The 14,387-nt window shown below is 46.3% G+C and carries 12 protein-coding genes; 8 read left to right on the top strand and 4 right to left on the bottom strand.

Features of this window, described 5'->3' with window-relative positions; translation table 11 throughout:
* Positions 1 to 128: 128 nt before the first annotated feature.
* From QH73_RS04725 to QH73_RS04715, 3 genes are all read right to left on the bottom strand, one after another.
* The gene (locus QH73_RS04725; protein ID WP_039715432.1) at positions 129 to 3,371 is read right to left on the bottom strand and encodes an efflux RND transporter permease subunit; all 3,243 of its coding nucleotides are present in this window, start codon (positions 3,369 to 3,371) and stop codon (positions 129 to 131) included.
* A 91-nt stretch (positions 3,372 to 3,462) separates the two neighbouring features.
* Positions 3,463 to 4,800 carry an efflux RND transporter periplasmic adaptor subunit gene (locus QH73_RS04720; protein WP_052290019.1) on the bottom strand — a complete coding sequence of 446 codons (1,338 nt, stop codon included), beginning with the start codon at positions 4,798 to 4,800 and terminating at the stop codon, positions 3,463 to 3,465.
* Between the two features lie 241 nt (positions 4,801 to 5,041).
* A complete protein-coding gene (locus QH73_RS04715) occupies positions 5,042 to 5,251 on the bottom strand; it encodes a hypothetical protein (protein ID WP_132866641.1) in 210 nt (69 codons plus the stop codon).
* A 69-nt stretch (positions 5,252 to 5,320) separates the two neighbouring features.
* Here QH73_RS04715 and dnaK point away from each other — a divergent pair, with 69 nt between their 5' ends.
* The 8 genes from dnaK (at position 5,321) to QH73_RS04675 (ending at position 12,991) form a co-directional block, all read left to right on the top strand.
* Complete coding sequence (dnaK, locus tag QH73_RS04710; protein ID WP_039715430.1) at positions 5,321 to 7,375, top strand: molecular chaperone DnaK; 2,055 nt, start codon at positions 5,321 to 5,323, stop codon at positions 7,373 to 7,375.
* Positions 7,376 to 7,544: 169 nt separating this feature from the next.
* Positions 7,545 to 8,534: a DnaJ C-terminal domain-containing protein gene (locus tag QH73_RS04705; protein WP_039715429.1), complete on the top strand. Its 990-nt coding sequence runs from the start codon at positions 7,545 to 7,547 to the stop codon at positions 8,532 to 8,534.
* 22 nt (positions 8,535 to 8,556) lie between these two features.
* On the top strand, positions 8,557 to 8,856 hold the full coding sequence (locus QH73_RS04700) for an HNH endonuclease (RefSeq protein WP_132866638.1): 300 nt from the start codon (positions 8,557 to 8,559) through the stop codon (positions 8,854 to 8,856).
* A complete protein-coding gene (locus tag QH73_RS04695) occupies positions 8,853 to 9,470 on the top strand; it encodes an acyl carrier protein phosphodiesterase (RefSeq protein ID WP_039715428.1) in 618 nt (205 codons plus the stop codon). The genes QH73_RS04700 and QH73_RS04695 overlap by 4 nt, the downstream gene beginning before the upstream one ends.
* 20 nt (positions 9,471 to 9,490) lie before the next feature.
* Entirely contained in the window at positions 9,491 to 9,967 is a 477-nt protein-coding gene (gene sufU / locus QH73_RS04690; RefSeq protein ID WP_015153367.1) for a Fe-S cluster assembly sulfur transfer protein SufU, read from the top strand.
* A gap of 24 nt (positions 9,968 to 9,991) precedes the next feature.
* Positions 9,992 to 10,513, top strand: a complete 522-nt coding sequence (locus tag QH73_RS04685) for a Ycf51 family protein (RefSeq protein WP_039715427.1) — start codon at positions 9,992 to 9,994, stop codon at positions 10,511 to 10,513.
* Between the two features lie 133 nt (positions 10,514 to 10,646).
* Entirely contained in the window at positions 10,647 to 11,783 is a 1,137-nt protein-coding gene (locus QH73_RS04680) for an iron-containing alcohol dehydrogenase family protein (RefSeq protein WP_052290018.1), read from the top strand.
* The gene (locus QH73_RS04675; RefSeq protein ID WP_039715425.1) at positions 11,780 to 12,991 is read left to right on the top strand and encodes an aspartate aminotransferase; all 1,212 of its coding nucleotides are present in this window, start codon (positions 11,780 to 11,782) and stop codon (positions 12,989 to 12,991) included. The genes QH73_RS04680 and QH73_RS04675 overlap by 4 nt, the downstream gene beginning before the upstream one ends.
* Before the next feature lie 233 nt (positions 12,992 to 13,224).
* Here the strand turns inward: QH73_RS04675 and QH73_RS04670 are convergent.
* Positions 13,225 to 14,095 (bottom strand): IS630 family transposase gene (locus QH73_RS04670; protein WP_132866633.1). Its coding sequence is split into 2 segments (ribosomal slippage): positions 13,225 to 13,788 and positions 13,790 to 14,095, totalling 870 coding nucleotides; the frame shifts between segments, so codons are not numbered across the junction.
* Positions 14,096 to 14,387: the final 292 nt, after the last annotated feature.

The following is a 14,387-nucleotide window of genomic DNA, read 5'->3' as shown; positions in this document are numbered from 1 at the left end:
ATATTCAGAAATTATTGCTATTTAATGGTGGGCAATGCCCACCCTACTTACTTTTGTACGGGCGGGTTCACCAGATCGTTTGTTGAAGTCAAAGATTTTTGGTAAACCCGCCCCTACGAATGCATGACTTACCAGCGTTTATCTTTATAGCGCTTACGATGCAGAAATTTTTCCGGCACAACGCTAACAGATTTCCAGATTGGCGTTGCCCAACCCCAGCCAATGTCATGTAGCATGACGTAGAAGCAGGGAATGATAAATAGAGTGAGCAACGTTGCTAAAGCTAATCCTGAAAATACCACAATTCCTAAAGGTTGGAGAAATTCCGAACCTTGACCGATACCCATAGCCAGGGGAAGCATTCCCAATACAGTCGTAATTGTCGTCATCAAGATCGGACGCAAGCGTTGCGGCGCAGCTTGTTGAATTGCCAGCCAACGAGAACAACCCTCCCGTTCTCGAATTTGATTTGCCAGTTCTACCATAATAATTGCGTTATTGACCACAATCCCCACCAATAACACCGCACCTACCAAAACCGTAGCCCCAATTGCCGTCTGGGTGATGTAGAGTCCGAAAATACCTCCAGCTAGAGCTAGCGGGACGGTAAACATGATGACGAAAGGATCGATTAAAGAGTTATACTGCACTGCCATCACGACAAATACGAGAAAAGCAGCCAAACCTCCTAAAAGCTTTAACGAGTTTTGTAACTGTTGATTGGACTGCGCCGCCGAACTCGGGATGACGTTGACTCCCTGCGGTAAGTCTATACTTTGCATCACGTTGTTAACTTCAGCTAGCGCTTGCCCTAAATTCGCTCCCTCTGCTAGGGTTCCGGCTATGATAAATACTTGTCGTTGGTCGATTCGCTGCACTTCTCCTGGTGCTTGACCGATTTCAATTTGGGCAACATCACCAAGGCGAATTTGCCGATTTCCTTCAATAAATAAGGGAAGACTGGCGAGTTGAGAAGGACGCTGGATTGTAGTTTCATTCAATTGGACGCGAATATCAACTAAGCGATCGCCTCTTTGTAGTTGCGTTGGTATGGAACCTTCGAGCGCAGTTTGGATTGTCTCGCCAATTTCTTGAGTTGTCAAGCCGAATTCTGCGACTCGTTCCCAGTCAGGACGAATCTGGACTTCCGGTTGTCTGGGAGTGGCATCGGGTCGAAAACTTGCTAATTTTGCCTGCTGTTCTAAAGCTTGGAGAACTTGCTGTCCGGCGCGATTCAGTTCTTCTGTGTCCGAACCCTGAAGGATGACATCCAACTCTGCCCCCCGTACGGGAGAATTATTTAAGATTAAACCTCGCACTTCTCCCGGTCGCAAGCGGATCGTTGTTTCCACTAAGTTGAGGCGATCGAATTCCTGGCTTACCTTAGTGACATATGCTTCTACGTTAGTACCTGGTTTAAGAGTAATATTACTGCTGCCACGCAGAGGATTTTCACTGGTATTATTGCCAAACAAAAAGCCACCCGCAGTCGAAAAGATATATTCGGTTTCTGGCTGTTTGAGTAAAATGTCGTCTACAATTTCCATCACCTTGCGGTTCGTTGCCAACGCCGTACCAGGAGGAAACTGCACGAATAATCTCGCTTGTCCAGTATCAATGCGAGGCAGAATTTCCTGCGGAATTTGTCCTGCCATCCACACACTACCACCACCCAGGATGAGAAAAGCCAGCAAGACAATAATAAACCGCCAGCGCAACAGCCGATTTAAGAAGTTACCATAGCTACGAGTTGCAGCCTCAAATTTGCGATCGAATTCTCGCAACAACCAAAATTTCCCAATTCCACTCGATCGCTTTATTCCCATGAGTCTTGATGTCATCATGGGTACGACCGTGACAGCGACCAGAATTGACGCGGCAACGGCAAAGCTGATAGTCAGAATTAACTCCCTAAATAGGAGAGAAAACAGACCGCCAATCAGCAAAAACGGCAGCACCGCCACCAAGTTAGTACTGGTAGAAGCAACCAAGGCAGATTCTACCTCACGGCTGCTGCTTTCGGCGCGATCGATTATGGAGGTTGTTGGTAGGGGCGCACGGCTGTGCGCCCTAACTCCTTCGACAATATTCTCCAACATGACGATGGAGTTATCGACGACGATGCCAACGCCGAGGGCAAGTCCGCCTAAGCTGAAGACGTTGAGGGAAAGACCGAATAACCCCATCAAGATAATTGCAGCGCAGGTCGCTAGGGGAATGGCAAGAACGATAATGATGGTTTGACGTAGCGAACCGAGAAAAAGTAGAACTGCGATCGCGGCGAGTCCCGCGCCAATTAACCCCGAACTGGTAACGTTAGAAATTGAGTTTTGAATGAAAACTGACTCATCTAACGTGGGAGTTATGACCGCATCGGCGGGAATTAAGCCCGATTGCCGCAGAGATTCAATCCGACGCTTGACCCCATCAACCACTGCGATCGTATTGGCTTCTGGTTGCTTTTGGACGCTAAGTTTGACCGCTGGGGTTTTGTTCAGGAAAGCAAAAACCCTTTGATCTTCCGTCCCGTCTATGACTTCGGCAAAGTCCCGCAGGTAAACGCGCCGCGCTACCCCTGGTGTGGAGTTATTTTCCTCAAAGGTAGCGGCTTCAAAGGATAAGTTGCGAATTTCCTGAGATGTTTGAAATCTACCGCGAGTCCGCGTCAAGGGTTCGGACTCTCCCAAAATGCGACCCCCAGCAATATCTTGGTTGCGGGTTGTCAGTTCTTCCAATACGTCAGTTAAACCCACACCCACAGCTTGAAGGCGATCTAAATCGATATTAATTCTTACTTCTTCCTGCACGCCACCGGACACATCTACAGCTGCTACTCCTGGGACGACGCTTAATTCGCGCCCCAGTTCTTCATCGGCAAAGACGCGCAGATCTACAGGCTTAAGTGTCGGAGAGGTCAACCCAAATTCGTAAATTGGCGATTGCGAAGGATCGACTTTGAATAATCGGGGTTCTTGGATATTTAAATTGTCGGGCAATCCACCTCGACCTCGGTTAAAAGCAGCAGTAGCGTCATTTAAGGCTTGATCGATATTCCCACCAGGCTGAAAGAACAGATCGATACTGACTTGTCCTTCGCGAGTTTGGGAATAGACCTGGACTACGCCTTCTGTAGCTGCTAAAGCTTCTTCTAGCGGTCGAGTAATTTCGTCAACTGCAACTTCTGGCGATACTCCGGGAACATCTAGCCGCACGCCGATGCGAGGATAGGTAATCGCAGGTAAGAGATCGACTTGCAGAGTCGTCAAAAAAAAGATACCCAGGACGATCGCGGCTACAGTTAACATCAGTGTGGCGATGTGTCGTCGGATCGAAATGGCGCTGATACTAAATCCCGATGTTGGCGGCTGCATTACCTATACTCTGTATCGACAAATTCAAGCGTGGGCGGGTTTTAGCCAAGATTTACGGTTGATGCTGTCAACTTGTTTGCTAAACTCGCCCCTACGATTCCTGTTGCTGTGTTTCCGATAAGACCGACAGTCGCACGGTTTCACCATTTTTCAACGGTCTACCACTTCTCGCCACAAACCTTTCCCCTGGTTGCAACCCAGATAAGATTTCGACTCTACCATCTACCCTTTCCCCCAATTTCACCGATCGCGCTGCTACTTTTTCTCCATTCAAGACAAATACCGTCGCTGTATTCGGGAGCCGGGAGTCGGGAGTCGGGAGTCGGGAATTGTCTCCCTCCTTTGCCCTCGCTCCTCGCTCCTCACTCCTCGCTCCTAGTTGAGCAACAGCCGTCTCAGGAACCACCACCCTAGAAGCGGCGTTACTTTCAAAACTCACCCGTGCTAACAATCCACTGCCGATCCGTCCATTGCCGTTGGGAATGATGACTTCTATGGGAACTAGTCTTGCCGTGCGATCGGCTGCTGGAGAAATTCGACTGATTTTTCCCGTAAAAGTCTGGTTAGGGAAAGCATCTAGTCTCACCCTCACCGTCTGTCCGACGCGCAGATTTGCCAAGGCTAATTCTGAGATTTCTACATTCACCTTGACGCGGCGAAAGTCTCCTAAACGCAGCACTTCGCCGTTAGCTTGCAGAAAATTGCCTTCTTCCGTGACTTTTTGCGTGACTACACCATTTATGGGAGAACGGATATTGGCGTAGGATAATTGTTCTTGGGCTTGAGCGATCGCCGCTTGTTGAGCGTTGACGCGATCGCTAGCTGCTGCTACCGCTTGTTCTTCGGTACGGACTTCTTCTTCAGTAGCTTTTAACACTTTGGCAGCACTTTGAGCGTTAGTCCGGGCTTGTTCGGCAGCTTGTTCGGCAACTGCACCCTGTTCGACTAATTGCTGTTGGCGTTGGGAGTCTGACTGTGCTTGGAGAAATTCCAGGCGTGCCTGTTCTACCCTAGCTTTGGCATTACTGACTTGATTTCTAGCTCTAGCAACTTCTGCTTTGAGGGCTGCTAATTCTGCTTGTTCTTGGTTCAGCGCCGTGCGCAATATAGTATTATCTTGCTGGGCGAGGACTTGACCTTGTTTGACGCGATCGCCCACATCGACTAAGAGTTTTAATATCCGCCCTTCGACTTGCGCCCTCAGCGAGACTTCTTGCAGTGGTAGAGTCGTCCCTGTATACTCCGGTTCCGTGCGAATTTTTCCGGTACTGGCGATCGCCACTTCTACTGCTGGTGGTTGCTGTTGTCTTGCTGCCCTGCTCTGAGATTGAGCGTCAGCTGCTTCTTTCGGTAAAATGCCACAGCCTGCTGTAGCACTGAGTACAACAGCACTCAACGCAATTGCTTTAAATAGATGGAAAGCTCCCATAAAAAAATTCTTATTTTTGCTTTTGCCGTGGCAATTCAAATATATGAGCTAGTTTCTATAACTTGAGTATGGCTGAGACTATAATTTTTTACAGCCATAACTCAGATAATTGTTAAGTTATTTAAACTTTTCTAGTTGCAAAGCGGCTCCCTCTCAAGAGGGAAAACCTGGCAATGGCAAAAATCATCAATTGCTAACACTACAAATATCTAGGATAAGCAACAGATGTGACATAAATGTGTCATGAAGAAGTCAGAAGTTGGAAAAGAGTGGTGCGTGGTGCGTGATGAATGGGGTGTGGGGTGTGGGGTGTGGGGTGTAGGGAAATTCTGGATTTTGGATTTCTCCTCTGCCCCTCTGCCCCTCTGCTCCTCTGCTCCTCTGCTCCTCTGCTCCTCTGCTCCCTGCTCTCTGCTCCCTGCTCCCTAGCTCCTATATCTGTTGCCAGCAAGATACAATAAATCCAGCAAAAGTTCTCAACATATTATTATATTGAGACAAATTAGGAGAACGATCGCGCATGGGCAAGGTAGTCGGCATCGACTTAGGGACAACGAACTCAGTCATAGCGGTGATGGAGGGTGGTAAACCTGTGGCGATCGCCAATGCAGAAGGAATGCGGACTACTCCCTCCGTGGTTAGTGTCAGTCGTGAAGGGGAAGTTGTAGTCGGACAAATGGCGCGACGACAAGCTGTCCTCAACCCCAAAAATACATTTTACTCGGTTAAGCGTTTCATCGGTCGCAATTATAACGAACTCAGCCCTGAATCGAAGCGGGTTGCTTATACAATTCGCAAAGGCGAAGCTGGTAATATCAAAATCGACTGCCCGCGACTGAATAAAGAATTCGTTCCCGAAGAAGTCTCGGCAATGGTGCTAAAAAAGTTGGTGGAAGATGCCAGCAAGTATTTAGGGGAACCCGTCACCAAAGCAGTCATTACCGTTCCAGCTTATTTCAACGACTCCCAACGCCAAGCCACGCGGGATGCGGGTAGAATTGCCGGACTAGAAGTCTTGCGGATTTTAAACGAACCCACTGCTGCATCCTTGGCTTACGGATTAGACCGTCAGGAAAGCCAAACGATTTTAGTATTTGACTTAGGTGGTGGTACGTTTGACGTGTCAGTTTTAGATGTAGGCGATGGTGTATTTGAAGTTAAAGCTACTAGTGGAGATACACAACTAGGTGGTAACGATTTTGACAAAAAGATTGTCGATTGGCTAGCAGAGCAATTTTTAGAGACAGAAGGGGTAGACTTAAGACGCGATCGCTCCTCTCTACAGCGCTTGATGGAAGCAGCAGAACGGGCAAAAATTGAATTATCTGGCGTGACGGTAACCGACATCAACCTCCCCTTCATCGCTGCTACAGATGAGGGTCCCAAGCACTTAGAAACAAGACTCACCCGTTCTCAATTTGAAGGCTTGTGTTCTGACTTGCTAGGACGGTTGCGCGTTCCTGTCAAACGGGCGCTGACGGATGCTAACCTGCGACCCGCAGATATTGATGAGGTTGTCCTTGTCGGTGGAGGGACGCGAATGCCAATGGTACAAGCACTTGTAGAAGCGCTCATTGGCAGAGAACCGAATCAAAATGTCAATCCCGATGAAGTTGTGGCTGTTGGGGCAGCAATTCAAGGCAGCATATTGGGCGGCGAGATGAAAGATGTGTTGCTATTGGATGTCACGCCTTTATCGCTGGGATTGGAAAGTGTCAGCGGCGTGATGAAAAAACTGATCCCGCGCAACACGACAATTCCCGTGCGTCGTTCCGATATCTTTTCTACTGCCGAAAACAATCAAACTGTTGTAGAAATTCACGTCGTCCAGGGCGAACGGGAAATGGCAGCTGATAACAAATCTCTGGGACGATTCAAGCTAACGGGGATTCCACCTGCACCGAGGGGAATTCCCCAAATTCAAGTGTCGCTAGATGTCGATGCTAATGGAATTTTACAGGTAACGGCACTCGATCGCACTACTGGTAGAGAACAAAGTATCACCGTCCAAGGGGCTTCTACCCTCAGCGAGGGAGAAATTCAACGGGCAATTCGCGATGCAGAACAATATGCCGATATCGACCGCCAGCGCAAAGAACGAGTAGAAAAGCGGACGCGGGCAGAGTCTTTGACAGTCGAAGCAGAACGACAATTGAAGGAAGTCGCGTTAGACTTCGGAATGCAATTTGCGCGGAGTCAGCGCCAGCGGATCGAAAGTTTAGTCCGCGAACTGCGGGCAAATTTAGAGGAAAATAACGATCGCGGCATCGACCAATTATTTGTCGAACTGCAAGATGCCATCTACGAGTTAAAACGCGAGATCCGCGAATACTATGGTGAGGATGAGGAAGAAGGCTTATTTGACTCAATCAAGCGCATCTTTACGGGTGATGACGATGATTACTTTGACATACCCCGCCGAGACAACTATCGCGATCGCGATCGCGACTACTACGACTATGGTAGAGAAGACTATAGCCGCGATCGTTCCCCGTATTACGGCGGAGATAAGCCCAGCAGTCGTAAGCGTCCCACATACCGAGACAATTGGGATGATGACGATGATTGGCTATAACAGTTAACAGTTATCAGTTATCAGTTATCAGAAGATAGGAGACACAACTAACCACGCACCACTCTCTTTTAGCTAAATTGGCACGTTGATTGCTAGAACTAAACAAGAAAACGTTAAACGGTAACTTATAAAAGCTAACAGCCAAAAGCTGCAAGCGGATAGCTAAACTATGCAAGATTTGCGTAACTTTCGCGATTACTATGAAGTGTTGGGAGTCTCCAGAGAGACAAGCAACGAGGAGATTAAAAAGGTTTTCCGGCGCTTAGCCAGACAATATCATCCTGACTTAAACCCAGGAAATAAAGAGGCAGAGGAAAAATTTAAGGCAATTGGCGAAGCTTACGAAGTCCTTTCTGACCCAACTCGACGGGCAGAATACGACCAATATACTAAGTATTGGAATCAGCCTGGTTTCTGGAGCAAGCAAACTTCCCGCGCTAAGACTGGCGATAGTCGCGGTAATGGCAATAAAGTCGATTATGGCGCATTTCCCGACTTTAATAATTTTGTCGATCAAGTCTTGGGACGGCGCAAACAAGCCAGGACTGCAACAGCCGATGACGAACCAGTGACAACAGCACCCCGCGATCCGTTTCGTCCTGGGACGACTAAAGCAGCTTATACAGTTAATGCCCGTACTACGCGGCGCGATATTGAGGCTAAGTTAACTATACCCTTAGAACGGGCATATGAAGGCGGGCTAGAGCGCGTTCGCCTCCAAGAAGACGGGCGATCGCTAGAAGTCAACATGCCACCTGGAATGTATACCGGACAGATCGTTCGCCTGCGAGAACAAGGAATTGGCGGCGGCGATCTTTATTTGAAAATCACCGTTCCCCCTCATCCGTATTTCAAGTTAGAAGGTAACGATATTGCGATTCAGTTACCAATTACTCCTGTCGAGGCAATTTTAGGGGGTGCGGTAGAAGTACCAACTTTAGATGGTTTGGTACAAATGAATTTACCTCCAGGCGTGCGCACTGGGCAAAGATTGCGACTGGCAAAGAAAGGTTATCCCGACGCTGATGGTGAAAGAGGCGATCAAATTGTTGAGATTCAAATCGTCGTTCCCAGAAATATTAGTCCTGAAGAACGAGATTTATACGAGAAGATTCGTCAAATTGAAACCTTCAATCCCCGCGCTGACTTACCGATTTAGAGATAAGAAATATATGTAATGTATGTCAGAATGGCAAAAAATTAGACAAGAAGTATTGCGGCGAGACAACCGTATATGTCAAGTTTGCGGGAAAGAACATAGCGGACAAGTACACCATATTCTGCCGAGAAGTCAAGGCGGAACAAACGATCTGGCAAATTTAATTACCCTATGTGGTAAATGTCATATGGTAATTAGTCCGGTTCCTGAATGGTTAATTACTAAATTGTGGCAAATTCCGGCTGTAGAAATTAGCCCCGCAAGTCAAGCTATCCAAGACAAAATCGAGCAAGTCGTCAAGCAGAGACAAGCTGAGAAATGAATTATTTGGCGCACCTATTTTTAGCTGACGATCGCCCAGAATCGATTATAGGTAATCTTTTAGGTGATTTTCTTCAAGGGGTAAGCAAAGAACGATATTCGATCGCAATTCAGCAAGGAATAGAATTGCATCGGAAAGTCGATGCCTATACAGATTCGCACCCAATAGTAAAAGAATCTAAACAACTAATTTCTGTAGCGAGAAGAAGATTTGCAGGTATTTTGATAGATGTATTCTACGACCATTTTTTAGCTAGAGATTGGCAGAATTATAGTTCGATAACGCTCGATGATTTTAGCCAAAAAGTATATGCGATACTATCACAACATCAATCAACTTTACCCGATCGTCTCAAATGTGCATTACCACAAATGATTCAACAAGATTGGTTAAGTAAATATCAATATATTAGTGGAATTGAGGTGACGCTCAACCGAATGGCTCATCGCGTCAACAGGCAAAGAGAGATTTTAGCTAGTGGTATTGAAGAATTAACAGCTCATTATCAGGAATTGGATCGCAGTTTTCAATCCTTTTTTCCCGAATTGGTAGAGTACGTCAAAACGACCCGATCGCACCTGAAATACCCTGATAGGATGGAAGTAGGTAAATAAACCCGATCGCAAATGCAGTTATGACTTTGGGTAATGTCCGCGACCTGTACCAGCAGGTAATTTTAGAACACTATAAAAAACCTCGCCACAAAGGAAAAACCGATCCCGTGCATCGGTATCAACGGGGACATAATCCTTCTTGTGGGGATACGATTGAATTAACGGTGCAACTGAATGAAGCGGGCGATACGATCGCAGATGTAAAATTTGATGGTGAAGGTTGCGCGATCGCGATGGCATCGGCTGACTTAATGGCAGATGTTTTGCGCGGTAAGCCTGTCAGCGTCGCATTAGAGATGGTGCAGCGCTTCCAACGGATGATGAAAGGGGAAGACGAGTTTCCCAAAGAACAGCGCAAACTCAACGTGATGGCAGGAGTCGCTCAGTTTCCCGTGCGGATCAAATGTGCTAATCTCACCTGGCATACCCTCAAAGCAGCCTTGGAATCAACCAACGAGCAAGTGCCTGAAGGATTTATCAGTAACGAAAACGAGTAATCAATCTCACAATTTGATTTCACAATGCCAACTACAACTGATTTTCTCAACGCTTCTGGGTGGGTAGGAATAACCACCCTAGCTTTGGCGGCGATAACCGTCCTGGGTTTTCTGCTTAAATGGGGAATTCGATTTCGCCTCGTCGGGATTACTGGCTTTTTAGGCGTACTCACGGGTGGATTGTTTGCCCTTGGCTTAGTACCATTTACCCGCACGCTCATTCCAGGCGCAGTCCGCTACTCTTTAGTCTTCGACAACGGCGGGACGCAAACTGTAATTGCCGTACCGCCTACCATTGATAGCCAAGCGCTAGAAGCAACAATGCAACAAGCCGCCAGCGATTTATTCTCCTACGGTCGCTTAGGCAGACAGGACGATAAACTGACGATTAGAGTCAGGACAAATCTGCATCCAGAACCAGGAGTTACCAAACCCCTCTACTTGGGACAAATCGAGCGATCGCTCTCCAGCCGCACTGACAATGCAATGGAAATTAAGATCGATCCCGAAAGCTTAAAACAGTTACCAGTGACCAGTGACCAGTGAACAGTTATCAGTAACCAGTTATCAGTTAGCCGTCAACCGTCAGCTGTCTTCACGCAGTGTAGCGTAGCGTCTACCGTCAACCAACAACAATCGCTCGCTTATACTATATATTCAATCACCAAATACTAGTAAGATGCTTTGTCTGTCCGTAGCTCCAGCACAGGTAATCCGCGCCCCGCAAGCTTTAGAAACAGCCGGAAGCGCGATCGCGCGTTTAGGTCATCGTCCCTTAATTGTAGGTGGCGATCGCTCTCTTGTTGCCGTCCAACCTCGGTTACAAGCCGTATTGTCAGAGCAAAAATTAAAATTTACTCAAGCAAGCTACGGTAGAGATTGCAGCGAGGCGAGTTTAGCGGCGTTAAAGCAAGCGGTAGCAGCACACAAAGCCGATCTGATTATTGGTGTTGGTGGTGGTAAAGCGTTAGATGCGGCGAAATTGTTGGCGTATCAGTGCGGTGAGTTACCTATTGTCACGATTCCGACTTCGGCGGCTACCTGTGCGGCTTGGACGGCTCTTTCTAACGTCTATTCGGAAGACGGAGCGTTTTTATATGACGTAAACCTGCCGAATTGCCCTAATTTACTCATCCTAGATTACGATTTGGTGCAAACTGCTCCCAGACATACCTTAGTTGCAGGAATTGGAGATGCGATCGCCAAGTGGTACGAAGCTTCTGTGAGTAGCGGACACTCGGAGCAAACTTTAATTATTGCTGCCGTGCAACAAGCTAGGGTACTGCGCGATATTTTATTTCAAAAATCCGCTGCTGCTTTACAAGCACCAGGTAGCGAAGTTTGGCGGGAAGTTGTTGATGCTACAGTCTTACTCGCAGGAGTCATTGGTGGCTTAGGGGGCGCTCAATGTCGTACTGTAGCCGCTCATGCCGTCCACAATGGCTTAACTCACCTGCCGATTCACAGCAGCATCCACGGCGAAAAAGTTAGTTACGGCATCTTAGTCCAGTTGCGCTTAGAAGAAATGGTGCAGGGCAACCAACTCGCAGCCACCGCACGACAACAGTTAATTAAGTTTTATACCGAAATCGGACTACCCCAAACTCTTGCAGACTTGGGGCTGGAAGATATTACGATTACCCAACTCAAACAAGCAGCAGAAATCGCTTTAAATCCCAAATCTGACATTCATCGGCTACCCTTTAAAGTTGTTACAGAACAATTGATGGCGGCGATGGTTTCTACCACAGCTCCAGCTAACAGTAGTATCAACCCCATCACTACAAATCTCGTCAACGAAGAGGTAGCTCAATGAGCTTGGATTGGATTAGTCCGGCGGATCGCGTGCGGGCGTTACCACAGTATGTATTTGCTCGGTTAGATGAATTAAAAGCCAAGGCTAGAGAACAGGGGATAGATTTAATCGATCTGGGGATGGGAAACCCAGACGGCGCAGCACCTCAACCTGTGATCGATGCGGCGATCGCCGCATTAAAAAACCCTGCCAACCACGGCTATCCCCCGTTTGAAGGTACGGCAAGTTTTCGACGGGCAATTACAAATTGGTATCATCGTCGCTATGGTGTGAATCTCGATCCTGATAGTGAAGCCTTACCGCTACTCGGTTCTAAAGAAGGATTAGGACACTTGGCGATCGCCTATATTAACCCTGGCGATGTCGTATTAGTTCCTTCACCCTCCTATCCCGTCCATTTTCGCGGTCCCGTTATTGCTGGTGGAGAAATTTACAGCCTCATTCTCAAACCAGAACATGACTGGTTGATCGATCTCTCTACAATTCCCGATGCCGTAGCCGAAAAAGCTAAAATTCTCTATTTTAACTATCCCAGCAACCCCACCGCTGCCACAGCTCCTCGCGAATTTTTTGAAGAAATTGTTGCCTTTGCCCGTAAATACGAGATTTTATTAGTGCATGACTTGTGTTATGCCGAATTAGCTTTTGATGGTTATCAACCTACCAGCTTATTAGAAATACCAGGGGCAAAAGATATTGGCGTAGAATTTCACACCATGTCTAAAACCTACAATATGGCAGGTTGGCGCGTGGGATTTGTGGTAGGAAATAGCCAAATTATTCAAGGTTTGCGGACGTTAAAAACCAACTTAGATTATGGCATTTTTGCCGCGTTGCAAACAGCCGCAGAGACAGCTTTGCAACTTCCAGATGAATATTTACATCAAGTCCAAGAACGCTATCTTCGCCGCCGCGATTTTCTAATTCAAGGATTAGCCGAACTCGGTTGGAATATTCCCAAAACTAAAGCGACAATGTATCTGTGGATTCCCTGTCCCCCTGGGATGGGTTCTACAGATTTTGCTTTATCAGTATTACAGCAAACTGGAGTTGTTGTCACCCCTGGAAATGCTTTCGGTGTCGGGGGAGAAGGATACGTGCGGATTAGTTTAATTTTAGAATGCGATCGCTTGGGCGAAGCCTTACGCAGGTTTAAACAAGCAGGCATTAAATATTCATCTGTAGAATATTCACCCTCGTTGTCTTGACTTCTGGGATTGAGCTTTAGCACCATGCCCTCAGAATTCTATTCTGAGGCTATACAAACAAAGTCCGCCTACGCGGACTAATGAAAAATCAACAGTCTTTTAAGTTGGCTTTCATCTAGTAGACAAAACGGAAGGTTTTGCTCCGACATGACGATTCCTTTGCTTAGCTAATGAAAAAATTTATAAAAAGCATTATTATAATACTTATTACTATATAGCACTCGAAGTATAGATTAGGACGCAAGACGAACAGAAGCATCTACTCGTTCACGAAAGTTTTCAATGGTTCCTTGAGATTTCCTTACTCGGTTTTTAATCGGAAACCAGTAATGCTCAATCTCATTTAAATCGGGAGAGTAAGGCGGTAAGTATTCAAGTTCACATTTTGCTTGGGCGATTAATTCTCGGATTTTCTCAGATTTATGAAAGGTAGCATTGTCTAGAATTAAAGTCTGTCCTGGTTTTAAATGCGGTAACAACTTTTCAGATAACCATTGCTCAAAAACTAAGCGATTGCAAGCGCCTTCAAATGTGAATGGAGCTATCAATTTACCTTGACATAAACCACTGATAATGCTAACTCTCATACTTCTTTTTCCCGATTTCAAGTCAAAGAATCTTTGTCCTTTTTCATTCCAGCCATAACCATAGTCGTCTCGATTATCTATTCCTGACTCATCTATATATACTCGCTCTTCTATGCCTTTTTGACCAATCTTTTCGAGAAACTCTTGCCTTTTGGCTTCATCTCTTTCTTGATACCCGTAAGTTTTTTTTTCGAGTAAATCTAATTTTCTTCAAAGCTTTGCCAATAGTTCTGTCACTAATTTCTTCTTGCCAAGAAGAAGCCATTTCTTTTTGAGTTCGACTGCCATGTTTTCGGACAAATTCCTTAAACTCTTCTAAATCGGTAATTTTTGCGCCATAGCCTCGCTGATATCCATCTTCTGCTCGATAATCTCCTGTTTCTTCCCTTTTCTGAAGCCAGAGATTGATGGTGTTCCGGCTAATTTTAAAGATTTTACTGGCTTGGGTTTTTCCCATTCCACCATCTATTGCCTGTATGACTTTTGTTCTCAAATCATAACTATAGGGAGCTGGCATTTTTTCTCTCGTTGATTTCTCCTCTATTATGTCCTAATCTTTGTTTCGAGTGCTATACATGTAGCATGGTCGGTTTGTGAATACTTTTGGTATAGTAGTCTTATTCCAGCGAAAATTGAGACAACCTACGCCGTAAATATTAGCGGTGAAAGTAGTTTGATAGAAGGTTGTGGCGCAGCTATATTTTTCTTATTTTGGCTAGTTTCGCCAATCCAAATGCTATGTCTATTTTTTACAAAAAAATAAGGTGGGCAATGCCCACCCTACTATCTCAATTTTGATCGAAGATTAC

It is taken from the genome of Scytonema millei VB511283, assembly GCF_000817735.3.
GTDB lineage: Bacteria > Cyanobacteriota > Cyanobacteriia > Cyanobacteriales > Chroococcidiopsidaceae > Chroococcidiopsis > Chroococcidiopsis millei_B.
This window is presented reverse-complemented; position numbering and strand designations above follow the sequence as displayed.

What these genes read in the sequence shown, in the direction of transcription:
- QH73_RS04725 (WP_039715432.1), bottom strand. Translation starts at nt 3,371, where the DNA reads ATGCAGCCGCCAACATCGGGATTTAGTATCAGCGCCATTTCGATCCGA.
- QH73_RS04720 (WP_052290019.1), bottom strand. Translation starts at nt 4,800, where the DNA reads ATGGGAGCTTTCCATCTATTTAAAGCAATTGCGTTGAGTGCTGTTGTA.
- dnaK (WP_039715430.1), top strand. Translation starts at nt 5,321, where the DNA reads ATGGGCAAGGTAGTCGGCATCGACTTAGGGACAACGAACTCAGTCATA.
- QH73_RS04705 (WP_039715429.1), top strand. Translation starts at nt 7,545, where the DNA reads ATGCAAGATTTGCGTAACTTTCGCGATTACTATGAAGTGTTGGGAGTC.
- QH73_RS04700 (WP_132866638.1), top strand. Translation starts at nt 8,557, where the DNA reads ATGTCAGAATGGCAAAAAATTAGACAAGAAGTATTGCGGCGAGACAAC.
- QH73_RS04695 (WP_039715428.1), top strand. Translation starts at nt 8,853, where the DNA reads ATGAATTATTTGGCGCACCTATTTTTAGCTGACGATCGCCCAGAATCG.
- sufU (WP_015153367.1), top strand. Translation starts at nt 9,491, where the DNA reads ATGACTTTGGGTAATGTCCGCGACCTGTACCAGCAGGTAATTTTAGAA.
- QH73_RS04685 (WP_039715427.1), top strand. Translation starts at nt 9,992, where the DNA reads ATGCCAACTACAACTGATTTTCTCAACGCTTCTGGGTGGGTAGGAATA.
- QH73_RS04680 (WP_052290018.1), top strand. Translation starts at nt 10,647, where the DNA reads ATGCTTTGTCTGTCCGTAGCTCCAGCACAGGTAATCCGCGCCCCGCAA.
- QH73_RS04675 (WP_039715425.1), top strand. Translation starts at nt 11,780, where the DNA reads ATGAGCTTGGATTGGATTAGTCCGGCGGATCGCGTGCGGGCGTTACCA.